The organism is Snuella lapsa (genome assembly GCF_039539345.1).
Taxonomy (GTDB): domain Bacteria; phylum Bacteroidota; class Bacteroidia; order Flavobacteriales; family Flavobacteriaceae; genus Snuella; species Snuella lapsa.
On sequence record NZ_BAABCY010000064.1, the window covers coordinates 21,583 to 43,770 of the forward strand.

Sequence of the window (22,188 nt, forward strand, 5' to 3'; positions counted from 1 at the left end):
TTAGCGCATTATTTACCATTGAAAGTATTCATGGTATTGCTCGCTCCAGACAATACAAACGACTTGATTAGTTTTACAGACTGATCGAGGCGTTCTCCTAATTTTTCTGTTTCTTCCTCACTCCAATCCCCCAATACATAATCAACCTGCCTGCCTTTACTAAATGCATTGCTGATACCAAACCGAAACCGGTTGTATTTGGTTGTTTGTAATTTATCCTGAATGTCTTTCAATCCATTGTGTCCACCATCGCTACCTTTTCCCTTTAATCGGATGCTTCCAAAAGGCAGATTTAAGTCATCGGTAATTACCAATAAATTCTCTAATGGAACTTTCTCTTTTGTTAACCAGTACTGCACCGCTTTTCCACTTAAATTCATATAGGTGCTTGGTTTTAATAAAGTACAGGTTCGACCTTTAATTTTATAAGTCGCTACGTCACCCAATTTTTGGGTTTCGAGAGACAAATCTTCTTGTTGTACCAGATGGTCTATAATCTTAAACCCAATATTGTGTCGGGTGTTGGCATACTTATCACCAATATTGCCAAGGCCAACAATTAAGTATTTCTTCATGGGATCTTGTTGTTCTAAAGTGTCTTTTTTACTTCTTTTAAATACTTTTTTAAAAAACCGACACATAGTACATTTCTTTCTGTAAAAATAAAAAAGCATCCTGAATAATACAGAATGCTTTCCATTTAGTTATATACTTTAAGCAGTAGTTTACTCTGTTGCTGCTGGAGCCTCTGCTGCAGTTGCTTCTACTCCATCTTCATCTTCATCGTCGCTATCGTCCACAGATGTTCTAGAGCGTCTTACTTGACAAACTACCGTGTTATCTGGGTGCATAAACTTAAACGCATCATTTTCTAAAGTCGTAATATAAAGCTTATGTCCTATACGTAATGGCGTAATATCTGCCTCTATAAAATCTGGCAAGTTAGCGGGTAAAGCCTTCACTCTTAAGCTACGTCTATTTTTACGTAGCACACCACCATTTTTAACACCTCGTGAGTTTCCAACAAAAATAACAGGAATATCCATAGTTATTTCTTTATCTTCAAATAACTGATAGAAATCTACATGTAAAATTTTGTCTGTTACTGGGTGAAATTGAATGTCTTGTAAAATGGCATTAAAGGTTTCACCATTTTCTAAAGCAATCACAACTGTATGCGCATTAGGCGTGTATACTAGTTTTGAGAAAGCTAATTCTGCTGCAGAGAAATGAACTGGCTTATCTCCTCCGTATAATACGCAAGGAACCTGCCCAGCATTACGTAAGGCTTTTGTTGCTTTTTTGCCCACGCTTTCTCTTTGAGACCCGTTGATTGTAATTGATTTCATTTTATTTATATTAAGTTATTACATTACAAATTTTGAACTAATAGACTTGTTGTTATGCACCTTTTGCATGACATCTGCAAACAGGTCGGCACAACTCAACACGCGTACCTTTTTACTTTCCTGCGAAAGTGGAATCGAGTCTGTTACTATAAGTTCTTCTAATTTCGATTGCTCTAATCGCTCATAAGCATTACCCGATAAAATAGGATGCGTACAAATAGCCCGTACACTTAATGCCCCACGTTCCATCATTAAATCTGCCGCTTTGGTTAAAGTGCCAGCTGTATCTACCATATCATCAACCAAAACTACATTTTTACCTTTAACCTCACCAATAAGCTCCATATGGGAAATAACATTGGCCTTAGCACGCTGCTTGTAACAAATAACCACATCGCTACCCAACGCTTTAGCATAAGCATAGGCACGTTTCGATCCACCCATATCTGGTGAAGCAACAGTTAAATTTGGCAAGTTTAAACTCTGCAAATAAGGCAAGAATATAATCGACCCATACAAATGATCTACTGGTTTTTCGAAAAACCCTTGTATTTGATCGGCATGTAAATCCATTGTAATAATACGTGTCGCTCCTGCTGTTTCCAACATTTTAGCTACTAATTTAGCCGCTATAGGAACTCTAGGCTTATCTTTTCTGTCTTGTCTGGCCCATCCAAAATAAGGCAATACAGCAGTGATATGCCTTGCCGAAGCACGCTTGGCGGCATCGATCATAAGAAGCATTTCCATTAAATTACCAGGGCCTGGGTTGGTCGAACCGATAATAAAAATACGTGTACCTCTAATAGACTCCTCGTAAGAAGGTTGGAACTCACCGTCGCTGTAAGTGGACGTAATAACATTACCTAAACTGGTACCGAAGGATTCAGCAATTTTTTCACCAAGAACTTTACTCTGGCTACATGCAAAAATTTTGGCTTCGGTTATTACAATTGGCATGGTTAACTTATTGTTTTATAGCGCTAAAGCGCATATTATTTTTTAACGAGGTGCAAATTTATACATTTATTTTAACCTAAAAAGTATATTCCCGAGTATTTTTATGTTTAATATCAAAAAAATATCTATTTTTGCTGTCCGAAAAGCTCAAGTGGCGGAATTGGTAGACCTGTCTGCCGACAGGCAGGCGCGCTTCTTGAAACGTTCTTAATTATGTTTTACATTTACGCCATCTCAAGTTTAAAACGCAACTATATCTATGTTGGTATGACCGTCGATCTTGAGGCCAGAATAGAAAGACATAATCAAGGTAGAGAAAAAACTACCAGGGCTTACCGGCCTTTTGAATTACTTTATTCGGAAGCGCTGGACGTGGAACGACACGAAGCCAGAAAAAGAGAAAAATATTGGAAATCAGGAATAGGCAAAGAAAAACTTCGTTTAATACGAGATAAACGTTAAATTTGCCCCGCGAAGCTCAAGTGGCGGAATTGGTAGACGCGCTGGATTCAAAATCCAGTTCTTTCGGGAGTGTGGGTTCGATTCCCACCTTGAGTACTTTTTTAACATCAATTTTTCATAAAAACCTGTAAATTAAATGTTTACAGGTTTTTTAATTTTATTTAGTTCCAATTAACTACATAAATTATTAAATAAAAAGGAGCTAATTCGGTGTCACTTTAGAAATTAAAAAAGTGACACCGAATACATATTAACAAATTGAATATCAGCACATTAAAAAGAATGTCATTTGTTTTATTTTTAGTATATTCAAGTCTAAAAATCACTGACACCGATGAATAAATCTTTTTCACTTTTATTTTACATTAAAAAAAGTAAAGCCGATAAACAGAATAAGGCCAACATATATTTAAGAATAACCATTGATGGAAGGAGAGCTGAGTCAAGTATCCATCGTAAAATAGACATTAATAGATGGAGCAGTGAAACTGGTTTAGCTATAGGCAGCTCTAAAGAAATACAAGAGATTAATAGGTATATCTCTTCCATTAAAAATAAAGTATATCAACATCATCAACGGTTCATAGAAAAAGGAGAACTTATCACGGCTATAAAACTACGAGATGCTTTTTTAGAAAAGGACACAAATACGAAAATGCTATTAAAAATCTTTCAAGAGCATAATGATCAAATTGAAAAACTCATAGGAATTGATTTCGCAGCTAATACCTTAGTACGCTATAAAACAACTCTTAATCACTTAACAAATTATGTCACCGAAGAGCACAAAGAGGATGACATCAATTTAAAAAAAGTTGATATTATATTTATCAATGGCTTTGAATACTTTTTAAAAACCTCTGAAAATTGTGGCCACAATACAACGTTCAAGTATGTCTCCAACCTTAAAAAAATAATTCGGATTGCCTATACGAACGGATGGATTGAAAAAGACCCTTTTGCTCATTATAAAACAAAATATAAAACAGTAGACCGAGAATTCCTATCAGAGCAAGAAATTCAAAGTATCATCGAAAAAGATTTTAGAATAGAAAGGCTTAATCAGGTTAAGGATATTTTTATTTTTTGTTGCTATACAGGTTTAGCCTACATAGATGTTAAAAAACTTTCAAAAAACAATATTGTCATAGGTATAGATGGAGAATACTGGATTAATACAAAAAGAACGAAAACGGATAGCACTAGTAATATTCCTCTTCTTCCATCTGCTTATGAAATACTAAAAAAATACACCAATCACCAAGACATTAAAAACACCGACAAAGTTCTACCTGTGTTAAGTAACCAGAAAATGAACTCATACTTAAAAGAGATTGCTGATCTATGCGGAATTCAAAAAAATCTAACATTTCACTTAGCAAGACACACATTTGCTACTACGGTTACCCTAAACAATGGTGTTCCTCTTGAATCTGTAAGCAAAATGCTAGGACATAGATCGTTAAGAACCACACAACATTACGCCAAAATATTGGACAGAAAGGTAGGCGATGACATGAAAGCGTTACGAGATAAATTTGGTGTTAACAAAGACGTCAATAATGCTGTATAACTTTAGTGGTCTCTAAAACCACTTTCCTACTCCCCTTCAATTCCCTAAGCTCCAATTGCAATCTTTCACTTGCTCCCAATACAAACTTTGGCAACACATATACAAACCGCTTCGATTGCCCGACCTTAACTTTAAATAGCCAATCCTGTTTATAGAGAACTTCCATCCAAAGCTTTTGAAACGATGCCTTACGTCCTGAGTTACCATTAACCCTAAACACATCCAGGTAGTCCAGTTCAAAATCAATACCAGACTGATTTTGGATATTTAGCACCAGGTACACTTCAGAGCCATTGTAAACTATTTTCTCCAATCGAAGTTTGATCCCTTTTTTGCGTTTAGTTGCCAAATTGCCCTTATCGGATTTCAATAGATAGGCACAGAACTTTTGATAATGCACCCTATGATTTAGGCTGTCCCTAAGAGCTATTTTATCCGGAGTAACTTTAACTGGCACTGGCTTTTCTGTACCGATACTTGCTTTTGGCTGGATAAAATAGTTAAGCTTAGGTAATGAATCCGAATATTTCAAAATATAGGAATACACCTGCCCATCACTGGTAATGATAAGCAGGTTGCTTTCTGTTCCAGGTGTGGCCTGTAACAAACCAAAGCACTGCTCCTTTTCCCGGTTATAGGTAAATACAAAGTCGGAACTTCCCGTAACTGCTTGCCGAATGGGGTTTGGAAAGAACAGGGCGACATTTTTATGTTCATTGGCATAGATCGTATCCAAAACAGTCTGTCCAAAAGACATTTGAGTTGCTAATAATAGTATGTTTATAAATATTCTCATGATTATATTTTTTACGGTCTCTTTGAGGCCTTTAAGATTAATTGATAGTTATCCAGAATGGTTACTTTGACATGTCGGTTATTTCGCTGAAACAGCTTTTTGACACCAGTCACCTGTGGCATCCCGGCAATGTTAATATCGTCCACCACATCACCGATAACCTCACGTGTTGCTTCTGCCCGAAAGGTATTTTCCACATAAATGCCCTCACTGCCATCCTGTAAGTCAAAGGCTTTTAATTTGACAGGCCTATGGTTGATGTTATTGATGGTAATGATAGCCCGATTCGGTTTAAAGCTCAAAAACCCATAAATGAAAGTATTCTTTGGAAACAACGTTCCATTAATGCAGGTCGGTTTCATCAGGCGCATCCTAAGCCTAAAATCCTTTTTCACCGTTTGGGTGCCATCGACCCGGACATAAATAGTGTTGTCCGTTTTTCGATCGATCGTATCAGGCTTACCCTTGGGATTGGAAGCAAAGAAAAGTTGATGCTCCAAGGCCAGTTCCTGGACTTGGATACCTGGATCTGGCACTATGACTTCAGGCTCCGTGACCGTTTCTTCTTTTATCACATCACCTGTTAATCCCCTATCTTGTTTAGGCCCATGAAATCCATAGCCATCATCAATGGCGTTGATAAAACGGATATCATTGTAAAGACTGTCCACAATACGCAGCTTCTCTTTCTTTAATAGATCTTTATCATAAACCCCTGTGGAATCCAATAGGCGTTCATCATAAATGCTAGGCGCATTGGTTTCCCGTACCTCCTTTAAGGCGTCCAATGCCTCTAACTTGGATTTATAGGTTTTATGGCTATCCTCATCCAATTCCGGTACGGGGATTTGGTTACCATCTATTAACGGGGCTTCCTCCTCTCCCATCATGAGCGAGGCATAAGCACCAATAAACAGGAGGACACAAGTTATAATGGTCATAAAAACTATTTTACTCTTTTCGATTTTCATGTTCTATACGTTTTAAGGTGTTTTCAAAAAAATTGGTAATTAGCAGGCCATGGGTATTATTCGGAAAATGCCGGTCCACATGGATCAATGCTCCTGAAGTTTTAAGCTCATATCGGTCAACAACAGATCCGCGATTGATTTCAAATACCGTGGTCGTTTCAAAGTGGTAGGGTTCTGCTTCCAGATTCACTTTGGAATCAACACGGATGACCTTCTGTACCAAAGAATACTGTAGCAACCTATTATATACCCCATCTGCTCTCTTTTGACGGTACAATGCATCAACGGAACTATTGCCCAACCATAGCGCCTTTTGCAAATGCTTTTCGTAGTTACTGGCATCGATATGATAGAAGTAGGTATGGAAGCGTTCCAGGTGTGCCAGAGCCTCCACCTCAAGGTTTTCCCTTTGGGAGACCAGTTTCAAGGGAATCACCTGTCCCTTGCCGTTGACCACAAAAGCACTGTTAACGGTTTCCTTGTGCAGTTTTATGACCATAATAACCGAAACAATACAGGTCAGTACCGACCCAATGACCACTGCCAGTACAATAAAACGGTTGAGCCTTAAAACCTTGTAAATATTTTGATAGGGTGTTTTCATATTAATTTATTTTAGTTTTAGTATAGTAGGATTAACTGAATGTGCCTTAGGCACCTCCGGCAAATAATTTTAAGGTAAAGGAGATCGCTTTCCGGTATAGTTTAAACTTCAGCAGTACAATAAAACCGATCGACGCCAGCTGAATGAGCGGCGCAAAAAACTGACTGCCCCAATCCGTTCCAAAAAGTTCGTTCCAGAAATTGTCGTTCACCTCGGTATAGAGGTTATTGACAAATACGTTCACCAGGAAAAAGGCAGGCACCAGCATATACACCCCTGCATAGAGCTTAAAAAAACTATAAGCCAGGGTGCGGAACTTTTCAAAAACGGCCAGGCTGATCACAAAGGGAAAGAATGCCTGCATGATACCTAACAGAAAAAAGCGCTCCGCCAAAAAAAGTGGATAGATAAACAGGTCCAAAAGCCATAGGAACACCCCTATGATAAATGCCAATAGCTTTAATCCGTACAATGGGGTCACCAAAGCTTCATATAATATGGCCATCGCTTTTTTGGCGGCTTCCAGGGCACCCATATCCTGTTCGATGTCGATATCTTGCATCTGTAACGGGAGGAGTGCCGGAGCCGTATCGCGGTAACGCTCCTCTATAGCGACCAGTATGCCATCGAACACATCCAGTACTTGTGTGGAAAAAATAACCAGTATAATGATCATAAAATTCTTTGCCAGTTCCGTCGGGGTAAGTCCCCAGGTATGGTCATCGGTAGATGCAATGCCCTCATTGTATTTTTTCAGGATATTCACCAAAAAGAACAGGACAGCCAGTGTCTTCATACCGGTAATGGTATACTGCGAAAAGTCACTGTTCTTGATAACGGTAAACACCGTGTCGATATATTCGAGGCCTATCCCTAAAAACATCATGGTTACTAATAATTGGTTTGTCTATGGTTTACGGCATCCTGCATTTTCCGGAAGGCAATGATCTCATGGTAGCGTCGTACCTTGGCCTCAATCTCGGCCACCATCTCTTTGGACTGTTGTTCTTTTTCCTTCAGGATCGCCGCCCGCTCGGCATCGCCCATTTTAAGGTTATTGCTGGAGAGTATCTGTTCAATATAATTGAGGCTCTCCAGAGAGTTGTCTATGATATCACTAAAGGTCTCCGAGATACGACCTACTTCACCGGCCTTGATATAGGGTGAATTGAGTATCTCCCGCAGATCGTTTTGTACGGTACGATACAAGCGTTGATGGTTTTTGGTCAGCTCCCTGACCGCCTTGAGCTGTTTGATAACATTGTTGACCTTCTCAAGGTTCTCTTTTTGCTGTTTTAAGAATTCAACCGTCTTTAAGAGCTGTGAGGTCTGTTTGGCCGATTCAATCAATTGTTTGGCCAGACTGATGAAATTGGTGTTGTCATACACCGGCATCCCCTGGGCCTTAGCAAGGCCGGGCAATGAAATGGTAAAGACCAGTGCCAATACCAGTTTTTTAATGTTTAATCTGTGTTTCATTACATAAAGTTTTAAGGGTTATTAATTATTCTGATTTTGATCTCTCCAGAAATTCCTCTATTGATTGCTCCATATCTCCTGTCCTTTCATAAATGGCCATTATGGCCTCGTTTTCGGTGCCATCGGTGAGATAGGCCGCATAGGCCTCCGGCGGCACCTCTAATCGGAAAATGTTACTTTCCTTCCCGATCTTGATAAACATTTCCGTGTACTTACGGGATCCTGTGAGGTTATTACGGATGGACTTTAACTGGTTCAGATCATGGCTTGATAGGTGAAGCCTTTTTTGCAGTTCTTCATAGCCCTTTTCATTTCTAAGGCTGTAGATAACCTGGGTGTTTTCCAGGATACTGGCAGATGTTGCATTACTGGGTAATTGGTTTATGGACTGTAAAATAATCCCGATGGCCCCGTTCTGCTTTCGAATGGCCTGGTAATAGAACTCCACACTTTCCAATACGTTATCAAATTTGAGCTGCTTGGCAAACTCGTCAAAGAGGATGATGCCCCGTTCGGAGCGGTTACGCCAAATGGTGCGCTGGATAGCGGATTTGATAAGCTTGAGCATCACCGAAAGGATCTCCTTATTATCCTTGACCTCGTCGAGCTCAAAAACGATTATGCGTTTGTCCTCAATCTTATAGGTCTGGTCTTCGTTTACGTTAAACAGGAAACTGTACAGCCCGTCCCCCACATATTCCGATAGGATATGCAAAAAGTTATAGACACTAAAATGTTCTTCCCGTATGCCCAGTTCTTGAATTAGTATATTCTTTTTGTTATTTACAAACCGATAAAGTGATGCCAATGAGTGGGAACTGCGAATAGTATCGTAATAGTGTAACAGTACTTTTTTTACGGCTACCTCATGGGCCTTGGTACTTTCCCTTAGGGCCAACAGTTCCAATAGAAAAACGGCCAGGTCTTCCAAACGCTCCGGGGTCAGGTCGGAATCGTTGCTTATATAAAATGGATTGATGCCCAAGTTTTTGCCCTGCTCGTAACGCAGGATGATATGATCCTTGGGATAGAGCTTGGCAAACTTGTTATAGGAACCTCCCAGATCAATGATCACCAACCGGACCTGATCCTCAAAATACTGCCTAAGGATATTATTGGCCAAAAAGGACTTGCCCTCACCTGTTGGGGCAAAAATGGCAAAGTTCCGGGCCTTGATGCGTTTCTTTTTTTCGTCCCATACGTCCTTTAAAACGGGGGTATTGTACTGGCGGTCGTTAAAGATAATACCGTTGGCATCGGAACGGTAATTGGTATTGTTGATATATAGGCAAAGGGCATGCTTAAGATCGGTAACATACAGGTCATCATTGGAAAAGTTGGATGCAAAACAGGGGTAACTGTTCAGGAAATAATGCTTGCGCTCCTCTCCCTTGGGATAGTAAGGTAGCATATCCAGCTCCTTAAATTCGGTCTTGACCCTAGAAGCCACCCTGCTTAGCTCTTGTGCTTCTTGGCTCCAAAAGATAACGTTCAAATGGCCACGGATAATACGTGAAGTATCATCTTCATTGATCCGGCCGACAATATGTTGTATCTTTTTAAGGACGACCTTGTTCTGCGTTCCGAAATTGGAACTCTTGCTGAGTTCTTCAATTTTCTTATCGAGGATCTTTCGCCATTTGTGTTTATCATCCATATAGATGATATGGTTCACGATATGGTTCTCGTTAAAGTTCAGGCCAAGCCCATCGATAAAGCCCTGATGGAACACAAAATCATCGGACGTGAATTTGTCATTGGTCTTACTGCTCTGCACGGTATCGCCAAAGCACCGTTCACTGTTGATGGCCAGCACATCAAAATAGTGGTCACCCACTGTGATGTGCTTCCTTTTGCCTTTTTGGGCAGGCTCCAATTGAATATCGGTGTCAAAACCTTCGTTAAAGCCGTTAAAATAAATGTTGGTAAGACCAATAATACCCTTTTCAACCAGTGGCCTCAAAATAATCTTATTGCCATTATTGATAAAGGACACCGTATCGTTTACGGCCGCAATTAACTCCCGGACGTTGTGGTCCAGTTTTTTATGGATAGCCTTACCTGCTTCTCTAAAGGGATTGACAAATTTGGTATTTAGGTTTTTGTTCAGTGGTAAGATGAAATACAAATAACTTTGGTGTTCCAAATGGTCACGCCCTTTGAAATAATTATAAGTCGCCTTTTGAAGAAAGGTATCCTGAGGTAAAGTATATGCTGCATAGTGTCTTCTTTGATAAATATCTTGTTTATGGATAACTGTGCCCACCGGCAATGATTTAAAAGCCTGGAACCAACTGCCGTGCAGTTCTTCAAAGTCAGATTCAGATAATGAGTAGATTTCAGGTAGATCTGCCTGATAGCAAAGCACCACATTACCATTACTGGCAAAAACAATATGTTCCTGGATGTCCAATATAGGATGGCAATCGGATAGGTTAATGGTCTTCATAGTTTATCGGAGAGACTTTCTTGTTAGAAATGGTTTTTGGAAATACTTTTTTAAAGTGCAATAGGGCCGGATGCTTGGCCAGGTGGGTCAGGGCTATGTATAGCTTGCCGTTAACCAAAAAGACGGAGATGATCACTTTTAAGCTAAAGGAAAAAATGATAAATAGTAAGGAGCCGATGACCGACATCATCATAATTGCAAATGATGACACCGGCAGCCCCATTACCATGGCCCGCTTTCGAATGTTCCTATAGACCTCGAACTGTTTCATGACCTATACTACTATGCCAATGAGGTAAGTAAAAATGCCTACCACCGCTCCGGCGATAAGGACAAAAACCAGTACTCGGGTAATGCCTTTTTTAAGATCGGCATTCTCGCCAAAGAAGTGCCCGGCATTGAACAAAAAGCCCACCAAAAAGATGACCCCAAGGATTATGGGGAAAATGGCCCGAATGGTATCGGAGATATCGTTAACGGAATCCTCGATGCCCCCTATTTGGGCAAACAAGGGGTTGGCAATTAAAATTAAGAGTGACGTAAGGTACAGTACTTTTTTCATATCAAAACAGGTTTAAGGGTTTGTAAATTTTGATATTGAAAAATTACTATGATTACGGGTTCAAATCACTGAATATCAAATATTTGTTAATAAAATAGCTTTTAGACCAAATGACCTTATTTTGGTATGAATTGGGGGTGGAATTTATTGAATTTTTGAGCGGTGTTGTTGATAACTAGACCACACCCCTTTTATTGCGGAGGGCAAAACGTCAGATTCTATGGAATTCATGAACAAAACCTTTAGGTTTTCCATGAACAAAAGCAAAGGAATGGCAACTATAGATCCAGGCTTCAACTATTCCAACAGGCCAAGCTTGAACGCTTCTAAAATTTCAACCGGATACTCCAAATCCCATTGGTTCTTGCTGGCCCATTGTCTTGCAATTACTGATTTTTTTGCATCAGCATTATCGTTTAGGGTCCGTAAAATTCTAGCGTTTATCTCTTTTGAAATATTTAAATACTGGCTTGCCTTTCTGCCCAATACCCTTGCAGCAATTTTGAGTTGGTCAAAATCACCTTCCTCTGGAAAGGTGTCATTATGGTGCTCAACGATATCGTCAAAATCCAATTCAAAATAATGTTTGATAATCCTTAGGATATCATACAAATCGGTATCGCGCTCCTCAGGCCTATCGCTCCATGCTATTAACTTTAAAATTATCATCCCCGGCAATGATGGGACCTGTATAGACTTTTCTTCAATTTGAACTGTTTGGGGGTCTTGTAATACTTCACGAAATCCAAAAACATGCAAATCGGTATAGCGCTCATTAAAGTTAATTGTGTGGTTTTCTTCAATTTCTCCGAAAGGAAGCAAATCAATGGCCACATTAAATGTATCGTTATATAGTGTCCAGGGGGCACTCACCTTTATAAAGCCGAAGTTGGACAATTCCTGTACAATGGTCTCGAATTCCTGTATGGATGATATCATTATGGCAAAATCGATATCTTTTGTACCCCTACTGGGTTTTATTCCCTTCTTCAACAGTTCCAAGGCTATTGCGCTTGCCCCGATCAAATAATAGGGTATGTTCAGTTTTACCATAACCTTATCGATGCAATCAAAAACTTCCTTAAAATAGGGAATGGCCAATTCTTTATAGGTTTGGCTGGATGTACTCATCAAATATTAATTTAGCTGTTTCTTTGCTCCTTTTATCGCTATTGATCATTAAATCGGCATACACCAATTCTTTTGGTGCCGTAGTGTTTACCTCGGCTGTCCAAAACATTTCATACACCCATACATCGCCTTCGTCATCTGGCAACAGTCTATAATTGACCATTAATTCCCTTATGGTCTCCTTGGTATATATAATGAATTTTTCTGGACGCAGGTGATTGGTAATGATGTCTCCTGCGGGCTCGCCCCCCCATACGGTTTTTTCCGTGTTAAGCTGTAATGCCCTCCAATCTTGATCTTTGTTTTGGAACCTAAACCGTTGCCTGAATAATGTTGGCCTTAATGTTTGTTCAAATTCGACAATCCACTTGTTCAGCAATGCTTCATAATTGTTGACCACGTAATCTTTCCTATCTAATTTTAAAATGAGATTATTATCCAATAAACCGTTAATAACCAACGGAATATTACCCAATGCTACATTGGTAATCTCTGCAATTTCCCGCTGTGTTTGATTTAAAAGATGTGGGTTTAACAAGAAATGGAACACTACTTTTAGCCCAGTTTTTGTAAATGCCCGATTTCCTTTTTCCTTTTGGTATTTAACAGTTTTATTTGTGTCTATATAAAGAAAAACATTTGTCACGTTAATATACACATTGCCATTGCCTTCAAGATAATTTACCCGATTGTCCCTAAGCTCTTTCTTTATTTTTGGATAGAGCCTTTCAGCAACCAGCAAAAAGTTTTCATACCTGTTATTGTATTCAATAATCTTTAATAGCTGATGGTTCTTGACATCTTTCTTCACCTCGACAATCATTAGGATCTTTTGGTTGTTCATTGTTAGTTCCAATTCTCCGTCAACGCCAACACCCTCATCACGATCGATAGTTCTCCAGTCCCATGTTAATGGAACAATCGTTTCCAAGTTACGGACTGCATTATTTAAAATATCTATTGCGTTCATCCCTACAATTCTTTTGTTCATTATTTTTAAATGTTCATTATTCGTGAACAAAACTAAAATATGAACAAATATATAAAATATAATTGGTTTTGCCATAAAAGTACCAGCACAGCTCATCTTCGCTTATCAATCGTCTTCTTATCAAAGGCTACTAAATTAAACAGCTCGCGCATCCTGGATCGTACGCGATTACCATAACGCGCTTCCAATTCCTGTGCATTGAGGTTGGTCGTGGCATGGGTTTTCACTATTTTGGATATTTTGAAATTCAACCCCGATGTTTTGGTAAACAGCTCATGTCGTGACAATAGGATTTCCCCCATGACGTTACAGTCCTTTCCAAAATGCCTTCCGGTAGGCTCCACCCCAAGATCATCGAAACAATAGAAACCATGGTCGCCATATTGCTCCATGACCTTAAACCCCAAATGGTTAAATCCAAATACAATGTTCCTGGTGGGTATCACATCGTATGGCTGGTAATGTGGCGTGATAAAGCGAAGTAATTTCATCAAGGAGGTTTTACCACAGCCTACAGGGCCGCTAAGGAGCAGTCCCTTATTAAGATCTATTTTTAGCTTTTTACACATGTCCCAATCCCTGATCTGATAATTGGAAAGCTTAAAAAGCACTTCCCTATCCTCCTCATAGATCCTGAATTTTTTACCAAACAGTAACTTCCCCTTGGCATCAAGGTAGACCAGGATCTTTTCAAAATCATAGAGAATGCATTGGCCGTTCAGGGTTCCCAAAGGGTATTGTACGCCTCCTTCGCTGATGACATGGGGGTTGATAAGTTTCATAGGGGCTCACTGTAATTTTTGTCCGAACTGGTCTTTAAGTTGTCCTCAAATGGGACAGCTGCCATCTGTTTATCTTCCGTTTCCAAAACATTCAAATCTAAATTTTCAAAATTTTGCGGTTTGATATTGTTTTTATTGTTTTCCCTAGTTTGTATATGTTTTACTATAGGTACCAGTGCTTGTCCACTGCTTGTCCCGATATTGGTACGGCTTGGGTACACAGCTTGTCCACTACTTGTCCCAAAATCGAACATCTTGATACGGCTACCCTTGAACGGGTTGTGTGATGGGGAATAGAGGATATAGTGCCAATGGCTCAATTCCTTGATACACCTATGGTAGGTGGACTTGGAACCGATCTTTGCAAAGCTCATCACCTCTTCCCTATTGATGTAGAATTCCTCCTTAAAATAGTTGTTGTTCCATAACTGGAACAAAGCCACATAGAGACTGATATGGGTGGGGTTCAATCGGCTGTCCCTGGAAAACTGAATAAAGACCTTGTTAAGGTGCCTAATGTAATTTACATCTTCCAACACCGATCAAAACTTGCTGTTCACACGGTTCTTTTCCATAACCTCCAGGATCTCGATATAATCATAGTACAACACCCCGCCCACTTTGGTATAAGGCAGTGTCCCATTGATCCTCAGGTTTTGAAGTGTTCCCGGGGAAATTCCCAAAAGTTCCCTGACCTCGGGTGATTTGAGCCACTTCTTGGCTGGCATCCCATTTTGATTCAGAATAAGCTGTTTAATGCCTTCCAGTAATTCCTGTTTAAATTCCAAAAGGTCTTCACTTGTAATAATTGTTACTTCCATTGTATAACGATTAAGATTAAAAAGGGCCATCTTTAAAAATATCCCTTATTTGATGGCCCCTTCACTGATTTGACTTTCGTTGTACAAAATTGATAAAGGGCTTTGGTACTTTTTCAATAGCTATGATAGAGGTGGGAAAGATTTTTAAATCCTATATCTTATTGCAATTTGTACTCAATTAAACGCACAAGGGCTTACGGTATAAACCAATACCAACCAAATCCTATTGGATAGATCATATTTCCAAAAAAAACCAACTTGGGTCATACTTGGGAGTTATTCGTCCAGGGTTTCCATACGTTGGTTCAATAGCTCAATGAGTTTATCCAAAAACTTGGTCTTACTGTTCTTGCGGGAGCGGATCTCAATAAAGGTATGGTAGTAATTGCCCAGATCGATGTTGTACATATACTCAAAATGCGAGGCCAGTTGTTTGATGTCCACGGTGCCGCTATTGATTACATTACTGGAATGCAGGGCATAAATGAGTTCGATCAGATCGGTCTTGCTACCGGTCCAAAAAAGTCTTGAGGGTCTTTCTATGCTGTTATGGTTTAGGTTGTCCATATTGGTTTTTATTTTATCTATTTCCTGTTGTAAGTAAACGATCAACATGTCGTAGGCCATGATCGTTGCCACCGTGCTGTCCTGACAGGTAGAGAACTGGTCGTCGATAAGAAAATGTAAGGATTCCGGGGGCAGCCTCAGGTCGCTGTTGCCCCGGACAAAATATTTATCGTCCAGCGAAGTGGCGCCACGGCGGTAATAGTTGTAAAACTCCAGATTATCGCTAAAGTAGGCCTGTAGCTTTTCGATCTGGGCGTTAAAGTACTTGATCTGGTTATTGGCGCTGTTCCGGGGTCTTTTGCTCTCTATATTAAAGAGCTTTACATAATAGATCAACTTGCTGAAAATCTGGGGCTTAATATGCTTGAAAAAATATATTTCATCGTTCAGGCTTGAAAACTGCTTCCTGGTGATCTCCAGCTGCAATCTTTTGATGCACTTCTCAACATGGGCAATCCCCGATTCGGCGATGTACAATATATCCTCATTACCGGATTCAAGTTGTTCCAGGTTGGATTCAAATTCCGATAATAAGTTTTGATACTTCATATGGTACTCACTCTACTGTTGGCGTTCCATTACTCCCAATTGGTCCAAAATAAAATTGTCCGCTGTTTGCAGGTAAGCCACCTTTTCGGTTACGGTCGCTCCCAGTTTACGCTTTTCGAAAGCTGCCGTCATGCCCAGGTCAATGCGTTTAAAACCCATGGCCATAGCCCGCTTTATCGTTTGGAAGAGCAACTGCCTATAGGTATGGTGCGACCTGACGTATTGGTAATCCATCCCGATAAAGGCAGGCACGTAGGTTAAGTCCAAATTGTTATAACAGAACATAACGCCAATGATCTTTTCGGGAGCTGTTTTAAAACGTAAGGTGATAAATTCCCATTGGGGATGGCCGGACATTATGGAAAATAATTTTGACGGAAAGGAAAAGGTATTCAGTCCAAGGTTATTTTTCCTCACTTTTTCATACAAGGCTTCCATTTGATCCAGCTCTTCCAACGAACATTGCTTTAATATCCGAACCTCAAACAAAGGTTCAAAAGCAGCAATTTCTTTCTTATAGTGCTTTCGGTTACGTGTTGACAGTTTAGCAATATGGGATGCTATATCCACCCCTTCCTGAAGTTCTATATAGCAGCTCTCGGGCATATTTAGCTTTACAAAGCCCTGGCCATGGAAAAAGGCATTCAAAGTTCCATTAACAGAAAAGTCCCTTAATACGAGCATTTTTGCCCCGCAGGTCTTTTCCATGGATTCAAGGGTTCGCATCATAAGATGGAGGGCCTGCTCCTTCAGGGGGTGCGCTTCATTGATAAATAAATGCTGTCCCTCGGTAAAAAGCGACCCCATGCTCAATACTTTTGAGGTCATGTGATAGGGATCGTTCATGCGGCTGGCCTCGACCATACGGGATACTCCGGGCTTGGAGAACATATCGTCCTTCCATAGGGCAACGGTAAAGAACGTCATTAGGACGGGCTCTTGGTCACTGTCCAGTATGCACAAGTATTTAAACTTCCAGTTATGTTCTTTCAAAGCATTCCCTGAAAATACAGTTTCCAAAAATTTTAGGCCCATCCAATCGAAGGTGCCCTGCCCCTTCATATGATTGTCCCACTGTTTCTTATCAATGCTATCAACAGAGTCCTCCAATTGTATTGCCAACTGGCTATTTTCAGGATATGCCGTAACGGTTTTATAGGGCAACCTAAACGCATGGTATACGCGTTCCTTAGTGGTATGGGTGTCTTCCAGGGCTTTGGGATAGTGGTAAACCATGGCATCTACCAAGGCCTTGATCTCTTCAAACTGGTTATGACGGGAAATGGTAATGCGCACGCCGGTATTCTTTACCGGAACGGCCGGGAAAATGCCCAGGTTGACAAAGAAGCCTTCATTCATTAATCGATTTACAAAATTATACCCTGTTTTTGGCATACCGGTTCCTATATAAAAAACCGGGGAGTTGTTATTGTCAATCAATGGTAGATCGGTTTGTTTCAGTAGCTCGTTGAAATACTTTGTTCTTGAGTTCAACTCCTTTTGGAGTCTATAAATTTCCGGGGATAAGTGGATTTTTGCCGATGCTGTGGCTGCTGCCACTGAGGCAGGTTCCAATTGGGCCGAAAAAGTCAAAGGGCCTCCAAAGGTCTTTATCTTTTTGTAAAGGGCCTTGTTCTTACATACTAATACCGCTCCGCTGGCACCGAAGGTCTTACTGAGCGTCCCAAAGAGGAGCATCCGGTCGGTGGGTTCTTCAATTTCGCTCATAATATAGCCCGTGCCGTTCCTTCCCGTCCAGGACATCCCATGGACGTCATCGAAATACAGGTGCAACTGGGGGTATCTGTCCATCAAGAACATTAATTCCTTTACCGGGGCATAATCCCCGTACATGGAATAGATCCCATCGGCCATATACCAGATCCTTTGACGCGTATTGGCGTACTTCTTTATTTTGTCCTCTAGCATATCCAGGTTATTGTGTCGTACCAGTTCTATGGGAACGCTCCTATTTTTCAGGATCTGGGCGGCATTCTGTACGCTCCAGTGCACCTGGTGATCGAGTACAATGGCATCCCGGTCATCGACCGCACTGGGGATAACCCCGATATGCCCCAATGTACTGTTCTTGGTAATGATAATGGGATGCCCGTACATTTGGGTCACGGCCGCTTCCAGTTCCCTGTACAGCGGATGGGAAATGTAGGTCTTGGAAAGGGGAAACTGGGTTCCATACTGTTCAATGGCCGCTATCGCTGCCCGTTTGAGCCGGGGATCCTGTTCGAGTGCCAAATATCCGGTCGTTCCAAAATGGAACAAACGCTTGCCATTTACGATAATGGTTCTTCCGGGTCTGTCATTGTCGTTTGCATAAAGGTGCAGTACGCCTTCATTGGTAGCATCCGTAAACACCTCGTTTACGGTTTCCAAAAAGTTGTTGTGTTTTATCTTTGCCATGATTTTTGATTTAGGGACATAAAATTTAATGGCATTTGTTGGAAATTATAGAATAGTCAAACTAGTTAATCCGTTTTTTACAACTTTTAATCCCTTTCTTACAACTGAAAGCACCGTATTTGCAATGCAACGTACCCAACTTATAAGAAAATATATATAAATTTTAGTAACTTTATCAATGAACCAGTTTTCTGCCCACTATGAAATCAAACCATTTAGAAAATGGCTATGCTACCTACTCCATTGATGACGGCATAATGCATATAACCTATAAAACGGGTGTATATATCGATTTAAATGCAGCTGTTAAAATAGTTGAGGATAGGCTTAGCCTCCAGAATGACCGACCCTATCCCGTGCTATGCGATATACATGGGGTCAAGGCCGTTGACAAATCTGCAAGGGACTACCTTGCCATCGAAGGTTCGGTACTGGTTAGCGCAGTAGCTTTTATAGTTAAGCCTCCCGTATCGACCTGGCTCTCCGAATTTTACCTAACGGCAAATAAGCCCGCAGTACCAACAAGAGCATTTACAGAACCAACAGAGGCTAAACGTTTTTTAAATCAGTTTAAGAATAAAAGGCATCCCTGACCGAATTGGTGTGCCCCAAAATATCAATTAAAAAACAGACCCCATGCCAGATAAAGAAGACCGAATGCAACAAATCCTGCGTATGCTATTGGAAATGGCCAATGGGAACTTTTTCTTCCGATTAGAGCGTTCCGACAGGGAAGATAACCTAGAGGCCATGTCGGTCATTTTGAACATGCTTGCCGAAGAAATACAGGAATCATTGGTAAATCAAATGCATATCAGGCCAAGGGGCACCACCAAGCATATTGTTCAGATGTGCTTTTTACTTGATGGGCAGGCCATTATCAAAATGACCAATCAAAAGGCATGTACCATATTGGCGGACACCTATTCAAATATCATTGACCGCCCCTTTGAAAGTTACCTAACCAAGGATTCAAGGGATATCTGGACGAGGACATGGAAACGACTGAACAATAAAGGGGGCTGTGACACTTCCGCATTGCTTACCTTTAGGACAAATGAAAACTTACTGGTTTCCGACAATTGTTATATTACGAGCTTTAAAGGAATTGACAATGCCACGAAACAAACACTCGTAACGATCATCCATCAAACAAAAGGTGCATACGAACTGGAAAAAGAGCTCAAAAAAAGTATTGTCAATTTTAAAAGCAATAAACAAATACCGTTTAAACGTGATGCTGGCCCAAAAACATCCAGACCAACGCTTCGTTCGGACGATTTGAACAAGATCCGTAATGGCCAGGATTTTATCATGAACAATCTAGAAAAGGACATCCCCAACCTCAAGGATTTAGCCTTACTACTTGGGACCAATGAATTTAAGCTAAAGCATGGGTTCAAGGAACTGTATGGTGTGAGCGTCCATCAATTTTTAATTAGGGAACGCTTGCGCAAGGCCAAGATGCTCGTCCAGTACAGCAGCATACCCCTTAAGACCATCGCTTTCATGGTGGGGTTTAAGACCAATTCCTATTTTTCAAAAACATTCTCAAAGAAATACGGTTATACCCCTAGCGAACTTCGAAAGAAAAGCTGAACCTACACGCCCCAAGAGGCTTAACAAGACAGACCGTCCCTGTAGCGTCCTCAAAGACCTGCCCCCCAAACCCAACAAACAACTGATAATCCGCTTTTTACAATAAAAACTCCCAAAAGCACAACTTTTTGTCACGAACTTTATCAAATCAATTCAAAAGATATGAAAAGCTCAAAGGCAAGTCTTCATTTTATCACAAAAACAATAGGAACCATATACATTATATTGTTCGTTTATGCTGCCACGAGCAAGCTCATTGATTTTAACGAATTTAGGATCCAACTTGGCCAATCACCGATCCTAACGGCCTATGCCGATTGGGTAGCCTGGGGCATTCCCCTTCTTGAACTGGCCCTTGCAGGACTCTTTCTCGTTCCGAAATATACACTGTATGCCTTTTACGGTAGTTTTACTTTAATGACCATGTTCACCACGTATATCGTGCTCGTTCTCAATTTCAGTGATTATATCCCCTGTTCCTGTGGTGGGGTATTGGAAGATTTGGGCTGGACAGAGCATATTGTATTCAATCTGGTATTAACGATCATGGTCATTTTTGGGACCATCCATACCGAACGGCATTTAGCAACCTTTAAGACCACTGCCCCATGAAAGCCATCACCAGTAAAACGCTTATCAGATTGGCCATCTTAGGGTTACTGGGTATTGCCTGTATGGTCACCTTGTTTCTGCTCTCCGAAAATGAAATGCACCGTAACAATGCGTTTATCAGAAGATATCCCCACCACCCCATTAGCAAAACATACGACCTTGACCTGAAGTACAACTCCTATTATATTGCCGGACATGCGAACGATCTCCTGTATTTGGGCAATACGACCGCTCCCCTGCACCTTCTGGAGGTCAACTTAATAACCAAGGACACGAATCATATCCGGATTAAATTGGACGAACCTGATTTGCCTTTCCGCTCCATAAGGATAGGGATTCTCGCCCCCTACTTCTTTGTAATGGATGGCAGTGTTCCCTGTATCTTTCGTGGCAGTATCACGGACTGGAAAGCCCACCTTTGGATGAAAGACCATGCCTATTTTACCCGTGCCCTCCCCATTGATCCCAATACCTTATACATAAAGACCATCAGCAGTAAAACAAACGAGGCCGTACTTGGGATAATCGAAAAGCAGGAAGGGACATTCAATGTAACCTTAAACCCAAACATCCTGGAGCGGCAATTGGACGGTATGTTTGACGTTGACGGTACCATGCTGGTCTCGGGGGACAACTCCCAACTGGGCTATGTTTACTTCTACCGTAACCAATTCATGGTCATGAACCCCGATCTGGAGCTGTTGCGCCGCGCAGAAACCATAGATACCGTTCAGGTGGCAAAGATACAGCTCTCCCAAAGAAACGCCCATGGCGAAATCAAAATGAAAGCCCCTCCATTGCAAATAAATAAGGGAGCCGTATTATATCAGGACCTGGTCATGGTCCAATCCGACAGGCTTGGCAAATATGAGGATAAGGCCATGTTGGACCAGGCCGCCATAATCGATGTTTACAACTGGAACAAACAAACCTACCAATTCAGCTTTTACCTCTATACCATTGGTAAAAAAAAGGTAAAGGCGTTTACCGTCTGTGGGGATCGTCTGGTGGCCATAATTGAGGACGAGCTTTCGGTATTCCGGTTAAAGCCCACACATTTTAAAAAACCCTTAAGGGCCCAGAACATGGCCAATGGCTATGAGAGAAGCCCCGAATAAAAAAATTACCGGCCGGTAACAGGGATGAGACCGAAAACCTGTAGAAAAGAGTAGGTCATACTATTTATTTAAAAACAATAATTATGAAAACGTTCAAGTCTAAATTGTTAATTCCGGTTGTAGCGATCCTTTTTGCCCTAACCAGTGCCTTTTCCACTTCTGCCAGTTCAAAAGCCGTTAGTATGGCTACTATAGATGGCTACACCGATGCTCCAGTACCTTGTACAGAACGCATCGATTGTTCACCAACAGGTGATCTGGTATGTACTAATGCACAAGGACAACAAGCCTATGCAAAACAATTTCCGGGCCAAACAACATGCCCCTTAATTGTATACAAACCATAGGGATTTTGGTTAGTTAGTTGAGGAAAGGGGCACTTGGCTCCTTTCCTT

Annotated in this window: 25 protein-coding genes and 1 tRNA gene; 8 read left to right on the forward strand and 18 right to left on the reverse strand. The window is 40.8% G+C overall.

Annotated elements, in window-relative coordinates; translation table 11 throughout:
• Positions 1-8: 8 nt before the first annotated feature.
• The 3 genes from pth to ABD792_RS11775 form a co-directional block, all read right to left on the reverse strand.
• Positions 9-641 carry an aminoacyl-tRNA hydrolase gene (gene pth, locus ABD792_RS11765; RefSeq protein WP_345006279.1) on the reverse strand — a complete coding sequence of 211 codons (633 nt, stop codon included), beginning with the start codon at positions 639-641 and terminating at the stop codon, positions 9-11.
• An 84-nt stretch (positions 642-725) separates the two neighbouring features.
• A complete protein-coding gene (locus ABD792_RS11770; protein WP_345006282.1) occupies positions 726-1,349 on the reverse strand; it encodes a 50S ribosomal protein L25/general stress protein Ctc in 624 nt (207 codons plus the stop codon).
• Between the two features lie 18 nt (positions 1,350-1,367).
• Positions 1,368-2,309 carry a ribose-phosphate pyrophosphokinase gene (locus tag ABD792_RS11775; RefSeq protein ID WP_345006283.1) on the reverse strand — a complete coding sequence of 314 codons (942 nt, stop codon included), beginning with the start codon at positions 2,307-2,309 and terminating at the stop codon, positions 1,368-1,370.
• Positions 2,310-2,522: 213 nt separating this feature from the next.
• Between ABD792_RS11775 and ABD792_RS11780 the strand changes: the two genes are divergently transcribed.
• From ABD792_RS11780 to ABD792_RS11790, 3 genes are all read left to right on the forward strand, one after another.
• Entirely contained in the window at positions 2,523-2,771 is a 249-nt protein-coding gene (locus ABD792_RS11780) for a GIY-YIG nuclease family protein (RefSeq protein ID WP_345006285.1), read from the forward strand.
• 14 nt (positions 2,772-2,785) lie between these two features.
• A tRNA-Leu gene (locus ABD792_RS11785) sits at positions 2,786-2,867 on the forward strand.
• A gap of 238 nt (positions 2,868-3,105) precedes the next feature.
• On the forward strand, positions 3,106-4,344 hold the full coding sequence (locus ABD792_RS11790; RefSeq protein WP_345006286.1) for a site-specific integrase: 1,239 nt from the start codon (positions 3,106-3,108) through the stop codon (positions 4,342-4,344).
• On the opposite strand, the gene ABD792_RS11795 is transcribed toward ABD792_RS11790, so the two are convergent.
• The 15 genes from ABD792_RS11795 to ABD792_RS11865 all read right to left on the reverse strand — a co-directional run bounded on the left by ABD792_RS11795 (position 4,328) and on the right by ABD792_RS11865 (position 18,464).
• Entirely contained in the window at positions 4,328-5,140 is an 813-nt protein-coding gene (locus ABD792_RS11795; protein ID WP_345006288.1) for a DUF4138 domain-containing protein, read from the reverse strand. The two genes, ABD792_RS11790 and ABD792_RS11795, sit on opposite strands and share 17 nt — an antisense overlap.
• 11 nt (positions 5,141-5,151) lie before the next feature.
• Positions 5,152-6,111: a conjugative transposon protein TraM gene (traM, locus tag ABD792_RS11800; protein ID WP_345006289.1), complete on the reverse strand. Its 960-nt coding sequence runs from the start codon at positions 6,109-6,111 to the stop codon at positions 5,152-5,154.
• Entirely contained in the window at positions 6,092-6,715 is a 624-nt protein-coding gene (locus ABD792_RS11805; RefSeq protein ID WP_345006291.1) for a conjugal transfer protein TraK, read from the reverse strand. Before ABD792_RS11805 ends, traM begins: the two co-directional genes overlap by 20 nt.
• Before the next feature lie 46 nt (positions 6,716-6,761).
• Positions 6,762-7,598 (reverse strand): hypothetical protein, encoded by an 837-nt coding sequence (locus ABD792_RS11810; protein WP_345006346.1) that lies wholly within the window; start codon positions 7,596-7,598, stop codon positions 6,762-6,764.
• 8 nt (positions 7,599-7,606) lie between these two features.
• Positions 7,607-8,194, reverse strand: coding sequence for a conjugal transfer protein (locus ABD792_RS11815; RefSeq protein WP_345006292.1), 588 nt, complete (start codon positions 8,192-8,194; stop codon positions 7,607-7,609).
• 25 nt (positions 8,195-8,219) lie between these two features.
• Complete coding sequence (locus ABD792_RS11820; protein ID WP_345006293.1) at positions 8,220-10,643, reverse strand: TraG family conjugative transposon ATPase; 2,424 nt, start codon at positions 10,641-10,643, stop codon at positions 8,220-8,222.
• The gene (locus tag ABD792_RS11825; protein ID WP_345006295.1) at positions 10,630-10,914 is read right to left on the reverse strand and encodes a hypothetical protein; all 285 of its coding nucleotides are present in this window, start codon (positions 10,912-10,914) and stop codon (positions 10,630-10,632) included. Before ABD792_RS11825 ends, ABD792_RS11820 begins: the two co-directional genes overlap by 14 nt.
• Positions 10,915-10,917: 3 nt before the next feature.
• Positions 10,918-11,205 carry a hypothetical protein gene (locus ABD792_RS11830; protein ID WP_345006296.1) on the reverse strand — a complete coding sequence of 96 codons (288 nt, stop codon included), beginning with the start codon at positions 11,203-11,205 and terminating at the stop codon, positions 10,918-10,920.
• A 297-nt stretch (positions 11,206-11,502) separates the two neighbouring features.
• On the reverse strand, positions 11,503-12,336 hold the full coding sequence (locus ABD792_RS11835) for a nucleotidyl transferase AbiEii/AbiGii toxin family protein (RefSeq protein WP_345006297.1): 834 nt from the start codon (positions 12,334-12,336) through the stop codon (positions 11,503-11,505).
• Positions 12,311-13,327, reverse strand: coding sequence for a type IV toxin-antitoxin system AbiEi family antitoxin (locus ABD792_RS11840; protein ID WP_345006298.1), 1,017 nt, complete (start codon positions 13,325-13,327; stop codon positions 12,311-12,313). Before ABD792_RS11840 ends, ABD792_RS11835 begins: the two co-directional genes overlap by 26 nt.
• 92 nt (positions 13,328-13,419) lie before the next feature.
• On the reverse strand, positions 13,420-14,109 hold the full coding sequence (locus ABD792_RS11845; RefSeq protein ID WP_345006300.1) for an ATPase: 690 nt from the start codon (positions 14,107-14,109) through the stop codon (positions 13,420-13,422).
• Positions 14,106-14,645, reverse strand: coding sequence for a hypothetical protein (locus tag ABD792_RS11850; protein WP_425568155.1), 540 nt, complete (start codon positions 14,643-14,645; stop codon positions 14,106-14,108). The genes ABD792_RS11845 and ABD792_RS11850 overlap by 4 nt, the downstream gene beginning before the upstream one ends.
• A gap of 6 nt (positions 14,646-14,651) precedes the next feature.
• A complete protein-coding gene (locus tag ABD792_RS11855) occupies positions 14,652-14,930 on the reverse strand; it encodes a helix-turn-helix domain-containing protein (protein WP_345006303.1) in 279 nt (92 codons plus the stop codon).
• Between the two features lie 276 nt (positions 14,931-15,206).
• Positions 15,207-16,046, reverse strand: a complete 840-nt coding sequence (locus ABD792_RS11860; protein ID WP_345006304.1) for an RteC domain-containing protein — start codon at positions 16,044-16,046, stop codon at positions 15,207-15,209.
• Between the two features lie 12 nt (positions 16,047-16,058).
• On the reverse strand, positions 16,059-18,464 hold the full coding sequence (locus ABD792_RS11865; protein ID WP_345006305.1) for an aminotransferase class I/II-fold pyridoxal phosphate-dependent enzyme: 2,406 nt from the start codon (positions 18,462-18,464) through the stop codon (positions 16,059-16,061).
• 200 nt (positions 18,465-18,664) lie between these two features.
• Here ABD792_RS11865 and ABD792_RS11870 point away from each other — a divergent pair, with 200 nt between their 5' ends.
• The 5 genes from ABD792_RS11870 (at position 18,665) to ABD792_RS11890 (ending at position 22,140) form a co-directional block, all read left to right on the forward strand.
• Positions 18,665-19,057: a DUF7793 family protein gene (locus ABD792_RS11870; protein WP_345006307.1), complete on the forward strand. Its 393-nt coding sequence runs from the start codon at positions 18,665-18,667 to the stop codon at positions 19,055-19,057.
• A gap of 43 nt (positions 19,058-19,100) precedes the next feature.
• Positions 19,101-20,063 (forward strand): helix-turn-helix transcriptional regulator, encoded by a 963-nt coding sequence (locus tag ABD792_RS11875; protein ID WP_345006308.1) that lies wholly within the window; start codon positions 19,101-19,103, stop codon positions 20,061-20,063.
• A 162-nt stretch (positions 20,064-20,225) separates the two neighbouring features.
• Positions 20,226-20,675, forward strand: a complete 450-nt coding sequence (locus ABD792_RS11880; RefSeq protein WP_345006310.1) for a MauE/DoxX family redox-associated membrane protein — start codon at positions 20,226-20,228, stop codon at positions 20,673-20,675.
• Positions 20,672-21,793: a hypothetical protein gene (locus tag ABD792_RS11885; protein ID WP_345006312.1), complete on the forward strand. Its 1,122-nt coding sequence runs from the start codon at positions 20,672-20,674 to the stop codon at positions 21,791-21,793. The genes ABD792_RS11880 and ABD792_RS11885 overlap by 4 nt, the downstream gene beginning before the upstream one ends.
• Before the next feature lie 83 nt (positions 21,794-21,876).
• Positions 21,877-22,140 (forward strand): DUF6520 family protein, encoded by a 264-nt coding sequence (locus ABD792_RS11890; RefSeq protein ID WP_345006313.1) that lies wholly within the window; start codon positions 21,877-21,879, stop codon positions 22,138-22,140.
• Positions 22,141-22,188 lie beyond the last annotated feature (48 nt).